The organism is Gilliamella sp. App4-10 (assembly GCF_001690495.1).
GTDB classification, from domain to species: Bacteria; Pseudomonadota; Gammaproteobacteria; order Enterobacterales; family Orbaceae; genus Gilliamella; species Gilliamella apicola_G.
In genome coordinates this window covers 38073-50779 of sequence record NZ_LZGS01000002.1, presented here as the reverse complement: position 1 = coordinate 50779, position 12707 = coordinate 38073, and the positions used below count along the sequence as shown (strand labels likewise).

Genomic DNA, 12707 nt, shown 5'->3' with positions numbered 1-12707 from the left:
TTTAAGGAGCTTAATCGATGTCATCGAAAATAAGAGATTATAACAAGCTGGCCGTTGATATTTTAAATGAGTTAGGTGGTGAAAATAATATTGTCACCGTTTCCCGCTGTGCAACGCGTCTTCGGCTTGTTACTCAAAATACGCCAGATCACGCAAAAGAAAACATATCTAAATTGCCAGGCGTAATTACTGTTGTTGAAAAAGGTGGTCAAATCCAAGTAGTTATTGGTACACATGTTGATAAAGTCTACAATGCGTTTACTCAGCTGGTTAATACTGATAATAAAGTGGCTAATAACGATAAAGCCAATATTTTAAATCGTGTTATTGCAACTATGTCAGCAGTATTTGCGCCCTTTGTTTATATTCTAGCCGCATCGGGTATTTTACAAGGAATATTAATCTTACTTAAATTGGCATTGCCAGCAGTAGAATCAACAGGAACTTTTAAAGTATTTGATTTTATATCTTGGGCACCTTTTGTCTTTTTGCCTATTTTTATTGCGATTACTGCTTCGCAACATTTTCGTTGTAACCTCTATATAGCTGTTGCTTGTTGCGCAGCTCTTCTGTCGCCAACATGGGCAGAATTTGCAACTTTAATAAGCGCTGGGCAAGAAATTGATCTATTTGGTATTGCGCTATCTAAAACAACTTACGCTTCAACTGTTTTACCACCACTCTTTTTAGTTTGGTTACTCTCGTATTTAGAACGATTCTTAGAACCTCGCCTGCACAGCATCATAAAACCTGTTTTACTGCCATTATTTAGCCTTGTCATTATGGTCCCTTTAACACTACTTATTGTTGGTCCATTAACCGCAAATGGCGCACAATACATTGCTAACGGTTATAATTGGTTTGTTAGCCTAGCTCCTTTTGTTGCTGGGGGAATTATTGGTGCGGTTTGGCAAGTCTTTGTTATTTTTGGCGTACATTGGGGTATCACACCTGTTATCGTTGAAAACTTTAAGCAATATGGCCAAGACTCTTTCCAAGCATTTCAAACCATTGCCGTTATTGGTCAAGTCGGGGCAGCATTTGGTTTTTATTTAAAAACCAAAACACAAGAGATGAAAGGTATTTCATTATCTGCTTTTATCACTGGATTATTTGGTATAACCGAACCTGCTATTTATGGTGTTAACTTACGTTTTAAAAAACCATTTATTTATGGTTGTATCTCGGCAGCTTGTGGTGGTATTGTAGCCGGTTTTTTTGCTCCTCACTATGTTGCCTACGCTGGTTTACCTGGTCCATTAACTATCGTTAATGCCATTAGTCCTAATAATCCGGGTTCATTTGTTGGCGTCTTAATTGGTGCGCTTATCGCTTTTTTTGGACCGGTAATTTTGCTCCAAATTTTGGGTACTGGCGAAACCATACAAGATACCGTTAATAACCAAGAGACTATCAATAACGAAATTGATAATCCTAAAGTTCTTCTTGACGAGATTGATATCACAAGCCCAATGACGGGCCATGCTTTACCACTAAGTGAAGTGCCCGATCCTGCTTTTTCACAAAAATTAATGGGCGAAGGGATTGCGATTGAACCGACTGATAATCACGTTTATGCGCCTTTTGATGCCGAAGTCACAGCAATATTTGAAAACTCTAAACATGCTATTGGTTTAACATTAGATAACGGCGTTGAGTTATTAATTCACGTGGGGATTGATACGGTCAATTTGACCCATAACGAGTTTGCATATCACATTGAATTACACCAAAAAGTGAAAAAAGGTGATTTATTAATCAGCTTTAATCCTGACGCAATTAAGCAAGCAGGCTATCCATTGATTACTCCAATTATTATTGTTAATACCGATCAGTACCAGTTCATTTCATTAACTGATAAAACAGAAGTAACCATTGATGATATCATATTTAAAATTAAGCAATAACAAGGAATCAAAGATGACTAAAAAACCATTTTTATGGGGCGGTGCTTTAGCCGCTCACCAATTTGAAGGTGGCTGGAACGAAGGCGGTAAAGGACCTAGCGTGGTTGATGTTATGACCGCAGGCGCTCATGGCGTTGCAAGACAAATCACCCAAGATATCGAAGCGGGTAAATTTTATCCAAATCATACTGCAATTGATTTCTATCATCATTATAAAGACGATATCAAACTATTCGCTGAATTAGGTCTTAAATGTTTACGCACCTCGATCGCTTGGACCCGAATTTTTCCAAAAGGTGATGAGCTTGAACCAAACGAAGAAGGACTTCGTTTTTATGATAACGTTTTTGATGAATTAATTGCTCACGGCATTGAACCTGTTATCACCTTATCGCATTTTGAAATGCCGTTACATATTGCTCGCCAGTATGGTGGTTTTAGAAACCGTAAAACAGTTGAATTTTTTGAACGTTTTGCCACTGCGTGTTTTGAGCGTTATAAAAATAAAGTCAAATACTGGATGACATTTAACGAAATTAATAATCAAATGGATACCAGTAACCCTATTTTCTTTTGGACTAACTCAGGCGTACAAGTTAAACCGGGCGAAAATCCGCAAGAAGTCCTGTACCAAGTTGCTCACTATGAACTGTTAGCCAGTGCCAAAGCGGTGATTGCTGGTAAAAAAATCAATCCAGATTTTCAAATTGGTTGTATGGTGTCACATGTGCCAATTTATCCATATTCTTGTAACCCTGAAGATATGATGGCATCAGAAATCGCCATGCATCAACGATTCTTCTTCCCTGATGTTCATGTTCGTGGTTATTATCCTACTTATGCTTTAAAAGAGTTTGAGCGTGAAGGCTATAAACTAGATATTACCAAAGAAGATTTAGTTTATTTGAAAAAAGGTACGGTTGATTACATTGGCTTTAGCTATTATATGTCTACCGTTGTGAAAGCCGATGCCAAAAATGACAATCGCGATAACATCGTTAACGGTGCGCTACCTAATGCGGTTGAAAATCCTTATATCAAAAGCAGTGATTGGGGCTGGCCAATTGACCCTGAAGGTTTACGTTATACACTCAATCGTTTGTATGATCGTTATCAATTACCACTGTTTATTGTGGAAAATGGTTTTGGAGCAATTGATGAACTTGAAAACGGCAATCAAGTACACGACAAACCTCGTATTGAATATCTAGGTGCACACATTAAAGCTATGCAAACCGCCATGGATTATGATGGCGTTGATGTGATTGGCTATACCGCTTGGGGGATTATTGATGTCGTATCATTCACTACTGGCGAAATGAAAAAACGTTATGGCGTGATTTATGTTGACCGTGACAATGCCGGTAACGGTAGCATGAAGCGTTATAAAAAAGATTCATTTGAATGGTATAAACAAGTAATTAGCACCAACGGCGCAAGTTTAAAATCATAATTAGCCGTTAATTGATAATTCTATTATGAGGATGTTTTAAGGCTTTGCCGGCATCCTCGTTTTTATAATTAAAAAGTCTAAAACTGAAAAATTAATTGCTTTTCAACTTGTGGATCAATTAACGTTACATGAAAACCAATTAACCGAACACCACGACCGTTACGCCGTTCTAACCAAACTTTATGCGCTTGTTCAATTAAATCCGCTTTATCTAATTTAGACCATACATGCTCTTGTGTTGTCAGCTGAAAATCGTCAAACTTAAATTTGACGCCTTGCCGAGCGATCGACAAGTCAGCACGCACTTTACTTAATCGTTTTTCTATCTCTTCAAATAAAGGGTCGAACTGCAATAAACACTCTTCCCAACTATGAATATCGTCAGTTAAAGTGCGCTCAACCCCAACTGATTTACGTTGCCTGTCATTACACACTTCACGATCATCAATACCTTGACATCGTTCATGCAATATTCGCCCAAATTTACCGAATTGGTTGAGTAATTTAGTGACATCAAAATTAACGACATCGTTACAGGTAAAGAGTCCTAATTGTGCTAGCTTTTTTTCAGTGACTTTACCCACTCCCGGAATTTTTTTTAGAGGAAGCCGCTCAATAAAGCTATCAACTTCATCGGGGGTTATCACATATTGACCATTAGGTTTGTTCATGTCTGAAGCTATCTTGGCAAGAAACTTAAGTGGAGCAACACCTGCTGATGCCGTTAATTCAAGTTCGTTGTAAATAGCTTGGCGAATATCTTGAGCGATTAAAGTTGCCGAACCATAGCAAAGCTTACAATCAGTCACATCAAGGTAAGCCTCGTCGAGTGATAATGCCTCAATAGATTCAGTATATCGCCTAAAAATTTGGTGGATCTGTTTTGACACGTCTTTATATACCGCATGCCTACCCGGTATAATTTTAAGATTGGGGCACAGTTTAATAGCTTGTGCCATTGACATAGCACTGTGTATACCATACTGACGAGCTAAATAATTGGCAGTCGCAACCACGCCACGCTTACGAGGATCTCCCCCTACCGCAATAGGCATATTGCGATAACGGGGATTGTCTCTCATTTCAACGGCGGCGTAAAAACAATCCATATCAACATGAATAATTTTTCGCATAGATGGTTTCACAATATTTAAAACACAACTGTATAAATATACAATATCATAACTTAAATAGTTGTGTAAACAACCAGTACTGCTTACTTAGTTAATTTATCCAAATCAATTAATCCGTTTTTATCATAAGAATCGCCAATCCAACGAGTCGATTCATGAAAATGAGGATTAACAACACTTTTTTCAGAGATATATAAGTGATAACTTAATCCAGCTAAATCAGACCAAGTATGAATCAAATCTTGTGTACTAAATTTTCGATTTACATAGGCTAGAGAGTTATTAGGATGCGTTGCCACCCACGTTGGTGATTGCCAAAGCATAAATGGCACAGTATACATAGTTTAAGTCGGTGCCTTCTCGTTGCACCCTAACACATCGTGTAGTGACGTTTGATAAACATCTTCACCATGATCTGAAAAATATAACATAAAACCATTTTCTTGACTGTTTTTGAAAATATTAAACAGTGTTGTTGTGATATGATCGTTATAACTTATTGTATTATCATAACTATTATATATCTACATTATCGGCATCGAGAAGATATGGTATACTTGTCTTATCTTTAAAACGGTCATATTCATTACTTTTGGGATAGCGAAGCGCATATTTCATGTGTGTACCAAACAGATGAATAACAATAAACTTTTTTCAGCGTTATCGGATAACACTTTTTTGAATGGCTCAAAAACCGATTCGTCATATTGTCTGGCACTTTGATTTCGATCGTTATTCATATAAAACTGATCATTGGTTTGTTTAGAAAACAGTCAACATAGTATTACGCTTGGTCATGGTTTGTTGATTGGTGATCCAAAACGTTTTATATCCTGCCTGTTTCATAATATGTATTAATGAAGGAGTTTTAAGGTATAAATCAGGCTGTTGCTCATCAGCAAAAGTTAACACTTGTTGTAAAATGTCGGTAGTATACGGTCTTGATGAAACCACATCGTTAAATACAACAAAATTCGCTTTATCTTTTTTTAAATTGTTCAATTTTTGGTGTAGTATTTCGACTATACCCACAAATACTCATTCTATTACGCGTTGTTGATTCGCCAATAACTAACACTAACGTTCTTGGTGCGTTACCGTTCGCATCGGTGAAATTCTCAACGGGAGGTAAAGTGTCCAAATGATTCAAGATATCTTCCATATTGCCAAGTTGAGTGCGATACGCCAAATAACTATTAATAAGTTGCCATGGCACCGTCGTTTCCATGCGTGTTAACAAGTGAGCTACAGCTTTTTCAATGGAGGATTTTTTATTGTTATACTAACAAACATAGGCATTATGGCATAAGTGGCTATTAACAGCGATGCAATCCATTTAGTGGAAATCTTAACAAAAACAGGTCTAACTTTGGTCCAAAGATAAATCACCACCAAACCATAAATAATCAGTACCGCAACTAACTTAATACTCAAATACTGCTGAACAAACTCACTTGATTCACTAAAATTTGATTCTGCTATAACAAAAAACACACTTTGTGAAAATTCTTGTCGATAAATAGTAAAATAACCGACAGAAATCAAAGAAAAAATGCCGATAATCAGCCCCAAAATAGACGCAATCTTTCGCGTACAGTGAGGAAAGATTAAAATAGGGATAAGCCAAATCAAACTATAGATAATAGAATCACGCAATCCGATTGCATTGGAATACCCAGAAAGAAAAATATACAGCTATAATGCACTAGAAAAATAAGATATCAAAAATAAGGGTTAACCAGCTAAACTTACGGCTTGCTTTTGTATTTTGCATGGATATTAATCGGTGTTGTTATTGGTAATTAAGCCCAATATACGCTAAACACATTAATAAAACCTTAATATTTAACCATTGAATTTAAAAACTAATATATCAATTGCTAACTAACAGCAAACATTTATATAAATAAAATCATAATTTGCTTACTTCACCATGAGTTTTAAAGAAATAATAGATAAACAGATTAATAGATAAAAATCTTTATGTAACGTTTAAATCTTACTTTTTATTAAAAATTAAAGCCCAACATCTTTGCAATGTGCTTATTTTCAGACTGGTTTAGTTGCGTTGGCAAGCCATTAAAAACAATCTGCCCATGATTCACCACTAAACAACGAGAAAAGTAACTGAGCGAATCATCAAGATAGTGTGAGACCATCATTAATGTCAAATCAAACTCATTACAGACTTGATCAACTAACGCTAACATCTCAAACCTTAATGCCTGATCGAGCGCTGAAAATGGCTCATCTAATAATAAAATAGGTCGGCGTTGAATTAAACAGCGAGCTAATGCAACACGTTGACGCTGTCCACCTGAAAGCTGATCGGGATAACGATCATTAAAACCAATTAAACCAACTTTAGCCAGCATATCATTTATTGTTTGCTGTTCAGATGCATTTAATTTTAAACAAGGCCTTATGCCTAAACCAATATTTTGCTCAACAGTTAAATGACCAAATAAATTATTACTTTGGAATAAAATCGACACTGGGCGTTTTCCTGGCAAAGTGTGAGTCATATTTTGATGATTAAGTAAAATTTGCCCAGAGTTTGGAAAAATAAACCCAGCAATCAAGCTTAATAATGAGCTTTTACCTGCACCACTTGGCCCAACAATAACGGCCTTTTCTTTTGCTGGGATTTTGATATCAAAATGCATTTTAAAATTATCATATTGATAATTAATTTGATTCAGTTCGATCATAATCTATTACAACCAATAAACTAAAAGATAATATTAACAATAATGCAGCCGTTACGGTGCTTTCTTGATAGTGATAATGGGATATTTGCTCATATAAATAATAAGGTAACGTAGTAACTGACTGTCCACCAAATAACGCAATAATACCAAAATCACCCAATGATAATATTGCTGAAAAAGCAAAGTTCTGGATAATTAACTTCTTTAGTGCTTTATATTCAATTAAATAAAAATGTAAAAAACCATTAATGTTAAGTGACTGACTTAAATCCCAATAGCGGGAAGTAACATCATACATTGGCGCTGCAAGATTTTTTAATATGAACGGTAATGCCATTAAACCGTTACAAAGCATCATTAAGGTGCAAACAAAGATGGGATTATAAGCATAGGGAAATAACAATAAAAACAGGCCACACGCCAGCACCATGCTTGGAATAATTAAAATCAGCGAACCAACTAACATTAACCGATTGCTCCAATTTATTTGCCGATTAATCAATAAGCGACTATTTGTATAAAGTAATAATAAAGCAAGCAACATAGCGATAATGGCTGATCCCACAGCAATTAGCAATGAAAACATAACTGCATGTTGAAAAGCCAACGTTAGAAACGACCACTGAAAAAAACAAATGCCATTTATAAGTATGGTTATGATGGGAAGTAAAATAAATAAGCCACCAATAACAATAATGACTAAACTTGACAAAACTAAGTTAAACGAAACAGGCAAACGATAATTTTGCCTAACATCGTGCGGATTAAATTTATAGTTATAATTAAATTTTTGCATCAACCTCATAAAACTAACACAAAAAACCAACTGTAAACACGCTAAAAGCACGGCTTGTATCAGATCAAAATCACGAATAGATTGATAAATAGCCACTTCAAGTGTGGTATATTTAGGCCCTCCGCCAAGTGCTAACGCAACAGCAAAGCTAGAAAAACAAAGCATAAAGATAAGCGCCGCCATAGGGAACAATTGTCGACGCAATAGAGGCCATTCCACCCATTTAAAATAACTAAAACTCGAAAAATTTAATTGTGCAGCTAGTTGTTTGTGCTCAACTGACACCCTATTTAAAGTTTGATAAAATAAGCAACAAGCATACGGAAAATTAAGAAACACATGCGCAAGTAAAATACCTTCTAATCCATAAATAGATTTCACAAATGGAAAACCCAAATAATCAAAAAAGCACGCCAATAAGCCCTGTTGCCCATAAACAGACAACAGTCCCGTTACTACCACCAGTGCAGGTAATATAAAGGTAATAGGCATAATGCGTAGCAATAACCTTTTCCCTAGAAAATCAACCATCGATAGGGCTTTGGCCATTAATATTGCTAATAAAATAGATAACAATGTCGATAGTGTTGCTTGAAATATAGTTATCCAAACAACATGCAATAAATAACTATCAAAACAGACTGTTAAATTATTAGACTTAATAGCAGCCAAGCAAAGCACAAATAGGGCTGTACCTAAGACGGTTAAGATCAAGCTTGCAGCGCTAATACCTGGCAGTAGTGTTCTTAATTTCAACATGGTACTGAATAAAACTACTTACTAATGGTGGATTTCCATTCACGTACCCACATCTTTTGATTCTGTTCAACTTGCTTGGCATCAAACTCAAGCGCTTTATTGACTGGCTTAATTTCCTGAAAAGCTTCGGGTAATGAAGTATTAACAATTGGATACATGAAATTTTTTTCAGCTAATTGACGCTGTACATCAGGAGTTAATAAATATCGCAAAAATGAACGCGCAAGTTCTGGTTGTTGACTAAATTTAGTAATTCCCACAACTTCGACTTGACGGTAATGGCCTTCATCAAAAATAGCCGCGGCATAACGATGATCATTATCATTCATAATATGCGCAACAGGTGAAGTACTATAGCTAAGCACTAAATCGGCTTCACCTTTTAAAAATAGACCATAAGCTTCGCTCCAACCTTTGGTCACTGTTACGGTATTTTTAGCTATTTTTTGCCATGCAGATGCGGTATCATCGCCGTATATCTTCTTCACCCAAAATAATAAACCTAAGCCGGGAGTGCTGGTTCTTGGGTCTTGATAAATAATTTTCCAGTTGGCTTTATTATCAACTAACTCATGCATGCTGCGTGGTGGATTACCAATTTTTTGTTGATCATAAATAAAAGCAAAATAGCCAAAATCATAAGGCATAAAATCACTATCCCACCAGTCAGTATTTAAATTATCGGGTTTACTGATTTGATGAGGAATAACAATATCCGCCTGTTTAGCTTGTTCTATAAGATTATTGTCTAACCCTAAGATTACATCGGCATTAGTTTTATCACCTTCAAGACGAATTCGATTTAAAACCGATACTCCATCCCCTAATGTAACAATCTCGAGTTGACAGCCACACTGCGCTTCAAAACCCTTTTCAATCGCCTGCCCTGGTCCCCACTCTGAAATAAAGGAATTGTAACTATAAACAGTTAAGGTAGGTTTTACGTTGGCAGCGTTTGCAATGAAAGGGATAGAAAATACCAAAGATAATAACAATTTTTTACAAAACATTTTGCCTCCAAAACAGCAATAAAAGACAAAAGGTTTGAGCAAGTACAATAACTCAAATCCCTCCGCTGGCATGATCCAGTTCAGGTTCGACGGGTTATGTTAGCCTATCTAACATTCTCAGCCCATCTAGGCACCCCGTTGAGAACACGGGTTAGTGTAGTGGTTAGTGTTAAAATTGTAAACAACGAAAAAGAATAAAGAGCCGCTATAACTAAAAAAAATTATTCAATAATTTAATTTTATTAATATTTTTATTTAAAACAAAAATCTATTGACTACTCTAAATGTGCAAAAACAAACCAAACTAACCTACCAAAACTTAACCCTACACCAGTGCTTGGTTCTGACATATCAGCTACGATTCGTTTTTGACAAACATCACTTATTTGGCGTGCTAACCTCACTCAGTTATCGGCGCATTCTGACATAGTATAACCACTACAATAACCTTTGCTGCCACAAAAAATTAGTACATTTTTCCATAAAAAAATCAGAAAACACATTGATTTAATTAAAGTTTTTTACGTTAATGTTTTTGGGTGAAATCAAACATTTATAAGATGGTGAGGCGTTTTGACTTCTAACTAAAACTTGGCATTTTGTCAAAACGTTTCAAGTAGTGTATCGATTATACTTAATTTTTTATATTTTTTAATAAAAAATCCGCCCTCTTATTACGATCAGTGACAATTCGTCACTTTGCCGGTATTATATTGGGCATTTTATTATAATCGGTTAGGTTTAGTGTGAATATTCAACAATTATTAACGCAACGTGTTTCGCAAGCCATGATTATGGCGGGTGCTGATAAAAACTGTGACGCTTTAATTAAGCAATCAAACAAAGCACAATTTGGTGATTACCAAGCCAATGGCATTATGGCTGTTGCCAAAAAACTAGGTATGCCACCTCGAGAACTTGCCCAAGCTGTTTTGCAACATTTAGATATCGATGATATCGCCGAAAAAGTGGAAATTGCCGGCCCAGGCTTTATCAATATCTTTTTAAAAAATAGCTGGATTGCTGAGCAAAATGAAATTGCTTTAAACAGCGATAAACTTAATATCACTTTGCCCGCGAAACCACAAACCATTGTGGTTGATTATTCAGCGCCTAATGTCGCCAAAGAGATGCATGTCGGGCACTTGCGTTCAACCATTATTGGTGATGCTAGCGTTCGCGTTTTATCGTTTTTAGGTCATAATGTTATTCGTGCTAATCATGTTGGTGATTGGGGAACGCAATTTGGAATGTTAATTGCGTATCTTGAAAAGATGCAAAATGAACATGCCAATGATATGGATCTTTCAGATTTAGAGTCATTCTATCGCGCCGCTAAAAAACATTATGACGAAGACGAAATTTTTGCCGAAAAAGCTCGTAATTATGTAGTGAAATTACAAGGTGGCGATGAATATTGTCGCGATATGTGGCGTAAGCTAGTTGATATTACCATGACGCAAAATATTGCCACTTATAAACGTTTAAATGTCACCTTAACCGTTGAAGACACCATGGGCGAAAGCATCTATAACAGTATGCTACCGGGTATCGTTGCCGATTTAAAACAGAAAGGACTTGCCGTTGAAAGCGAAGGCGCGATTGTTGTGTTTTTAGATGAGTATAAAAACAAAGAAGGCGAACCGATGGGGGTTATCATCCAAAAACGGGATGGTGGCTATCTTTATGCCACAACCGATATTGCTTGTGCTAAATACCGTTACGAAACATTACATGCCGATCGTATTCTTTATTATACTGATTCCCGCCAACATCAACATTTAGAACAAGTTTGGGCTATTGTTCATAAAGCCAAGTATGTGCCAGAATCATTAAAACTTGAGCACCATATGTTTGGTATGATGCTAGGTAAAGACGGTAAACCATTTAAAACACGTTCTGGCGATACCGTTAAATTAAATGATTTGCTCGATGAAGCTTGTGAACGTGCGACAACATTAATTCGTAGCAAAAATCCTGACTTAACTGAAAGCGAGCTTGCCGAAATCGTCGATGCAGTGGCTATTGGTGCAGTTAAATATGCCGATCTTTCTAAAAATCGTACCACCGATTATGTTTTTGATTGGGATAATATGTTGTCATTTGAAGGCAATACCGCACCTTATTTACAATATGCTTATACCCGAGTGTTATCGATATTTAAAAAATCGAATATTACCGAAGCGAGCTTAACAGGTAATATTCGTTTAGAAACCGATAAAGAGCGTGCCTTAGCAACACGTTTAATTCAATTTGACGATACAATTTCAACCGTAGCAAGGGACGGTACGCCGCATGTACTTTGTGCTTATCTTTATGAAATTGCGACGCTATTTTCAAGTTTTTATGAGAACTGCCCTATTTTAACGGCCGACAGCGAGAGCTTAAAACAAAGTCGCTTGAAATTGGCTTGTTTAACAGCAAAAACACTGAAAATTGGTCTTGATATGTTAGGTATTAAGACAGTTGATAAAATGTAAGTAAACTGCCACCGATGTGAATGCATGGGTGGCAGTTTTGCTAATATACTTAATATTTTGTACTTTTAAGTTACATGATTTGTTTAACTATATTAATCTCTAATCCATCAACATAATCTTTAGCAAAGTTGGCAAATTCGACAAAATGAGGCGTTGCATTGTGAAAATCAATCGCCTGCTGCGAAGCCCATGTTTCGATCACAATAAAGATATTGGGGTTATCAATACTTTGATTAAGTTCATAGCGCACACAACCTGTTTCGGCCCTGCTACCTGTGACTAATCGTTTCAATATCGGTTGAAATGCATCATAAAATTCTGGTTTAACGGCGATTGTGGCAACGATATTTAATTGGCTCATGTTAACTGCCCTATATTTCAGAATAATTGATTAGCACAGTATACGCTTGGTATCACGAATAATCTCATTTTTGTGACGTTCAATTATTATGATTAAA

13 protein-coding genes and 1 riboswitch are annotated in these 12707 nt (G+C 36.2%); of the genes, 3 read left to right on the top strand and 10 right to left on the bottom strand.

From position 1 onward, the window contains the following. Positions 1-17 precede the first annotated feature (17 nt). Entirely contained in the window at positions 18-1907 is a 1890-nt protein-coding gene (locus tag A9G23_RS00770; protein ID WP_065585805.1) for a glucose PTS transporter subunit IIA, read from the top strand. 13 nt (positions 1908-1920) lie between these two features. Beyond that, the gene (locus A9G23_RS00765) at positions 1921-3360 is read left to right on the top strand and encodes a 6-phospho-beta-glucosidase (RefSeq protein WP_065585804.1); all 1440 of its coding nucleotides are present in this window, start codon (positions 1921-1923) and stop codon (positions 3358-3360) included. A 77-nt stretch (positions 3361-3437) separates the two neighbouring features. Here A9G23_RS00765 and dinB read toward each other — a convergent pair whose 3' ends face one another. The 9 genes from dinB to thiB all read right to left on the bottom strand — a co-directional run bounded on the left by dinB (position 3438) and on the right by thiB (position 9769). Next, entirely contained in the window at positions 3438-4493 is a 1056-nt protein-coding gene (gene dinB, locus A9G23_RS00760; RefSeq protein ID WP_065585803.1) for a DNA polymerase IV, read from the bottom strand. Positions 4494-4576: 83 nt separating this feature from the next. After that, positions 4577-4834, bottom strand: a complete 258-nt coding sequence (locus tag A9G23_RS11590) for a phosphoethanolamine transferase CptA (protein WP_218058706.1) — start codon at positions 4832-4834, stop codon at positions 4577-4579. 3 nt (positions 4835-4837) lie between these two features. Further along, a complete protein-coding gene (locus tag A9G23_RS11785; protein WP_442899753.1) occupies positions 4838-4954 on the bottom strand; it encodes a hypothetical protein in 117 nt (38 codons plus the stop codon). A 301-nt stretch (positions 4955-5255) separates the two neighbouring features. Then, positions 5256-5525 carry a sulfatase-like hydrolase/transferase gene (locus A9G23_RS11580; protein ID WP_218058704.1) on the bottom strand — a complete coding sequence of 90 codons (270 nt, stop codon included), beginning with the start codon at positions 5523-5525 and terminating at the stop codon, positions 5256-5258. Further along, on the bottom strand, positions 5473-5709 hold the full coding sequence (locus A9G23_RS11575; protein ID WP_218058703.1) for a phosphoethanolamine transferase CptA: 237 nt from the start codon (positions 5707-5709) through the stop codon (positions 5473-5475). The genes A9G23_RS11580 and A9G23_RS11575 overlap by 53 nt, the downstream gene beginning before the upstream one ends. A gap of 29 nt (positions 5710-5738) precedes the next feature. Then, positions 5739-6149, bottom strand: a complete 411-nt coding sequence (locus tag A9G23_RS11570; RefSeq protein ID WP_218058702.1) for a phosphoethanolamine transferase CptA — start codon at positions 6147-6149, stop codon at positions 5739-5741. 353 nt (positions 6150-6502) lie between these two features. Then, positions 6503-7204 carry a thiamine ABC transporter ATP-binding protein ThiQ gene (gene thiQ / locus A9G23_RS00750; RefSeq protein ID WP_065585802.1) on the bottom strand — a complete coding sequence of 234 codons (702 nt, stop codon included), beginning with the start codon at positions 7202-7204 and terminating at the stop codon, positions 6503-6505. Beyond that, complete coding sequence (gene thiP, locus A9G23_RS00745; RefSeq protein WP_065585801.1) at positions 7182-8759, bottom strand: thiamine/thiamine pyrophosphate ABC transporter permease; 1578 nt, start codon at positions 8757-8759, stop codon at positions 7182-7184. Before thiP ends, thiQ begins: the two co-directional genes overlap by 23 nt. Before the next feature lie 14 nt (positions 8760-8773). Beyond that, positions 8774-9769 (bottom strand): thiamine ABC transporter substrate binding subunit, encoded by a 996-nt coding sequence (thiB, locus tag A9G23_RS00740; protein WP_065585800.1) that lies wholly within the window; start codon positions 9767-9769, stop codon positions 8774-8776. 39 nt (positions 9770-9808) lie between these two features. Next, a riboswitch (TPP riboswitch) is annotated at positions 9809-9917 on the bottom strand. 598 nt (positions 9918-10515) lie between these two features. On the opposite strand from thiB, the gene argS reads away from it, so the two are divergent. After that, positions 10516-12249: an arginine--tRNA ligase gene (gene argS / locus A9G23_RS00735; RefSeq protein WP_065585799.1), complete on the top strand. Its 1734-nt coding sequence runs from the start codon at positions 10516-10518 to the stop codon at positions 12247-12249. Between the two features lie 70 nt (positions 12250-12319). On the opposite strand, the gene A9G23_RS00730 is transcribed toward argS, so the two are convergent. Further along, the gene (locus tag A9G23_RS00730) at positions 12320-12610 is read right to left on the bottom strand and encodes a putative quinol monooxygenase (RefSeq protein WP_065585798.1); all 291 of its coding nucleotides are present in this window, start codon (positions 12608-12610) and stop codon (positions 12320-12322) included. Positions 12611-12707: the final 97 nt, after the last annotated feature.

What these genes read in the sequence shown, in the direction of transcription:
- thiB (WP_065585800.1), bottom strand. Translation starts at nt 9,769, where the DNA reads ATGTTTTGTAAAAAATTGTTATTATCTTTGGTATTTTCTATCCCTTTC.
- A9G23_RS00765 (WP_065585804.1), top strand. Translation starts at nt 1,921, where the DNA reads ATGACTAAAAAACCATTTTTATGGGGCGGTGCTTTAGCCGCTCACCAA.
- thiQ (WP_065585802.1), bottom strand. Translation starts at nt 7,204, where the DNA reads ATGATCGAACTGAATCAAATTAATTATCAATATGATAATTTTAAAATG.
- dinB (WP_065585803.1), bottom strand. Translation starts at nt 4,493, where the DNA reads ATGCGAAAAATTATTCATGTTGATATGGATTGTTTTTACGCCGCCGTT.
- A9G23_RS00770 (WP_065585805.1), top strand. Translation starts at nt 18, where the DNA reads ATGTCATCGAAAATAAGAGATTATAACAAGCTGGCCGTTGATATTTTA.
- A9G23_RS11590 (WP_218058706.1), bottom strand. Translation starts at nt 4,834, where the DNA reads ATGTATACTGTGCCATTTATGCTTTGGCAATCACCAACGTGGGTGGCA.
- thiP (WP_065585801.1), bottom strand. Translation starts at nt 8,759, where the DNA reads ATGTTGAAATTAAGAACACTACTGCCAGGTATTAGCGCTGCAAGCTTG.
- A9G23_RS00730 (WP_065585798.1), bottom strand. Translation starts at nt 12,610, where the DNA reads ATGAGCCAATTAAATATCGTTGCCACAATCGCCGTTAAACCAGAATTT.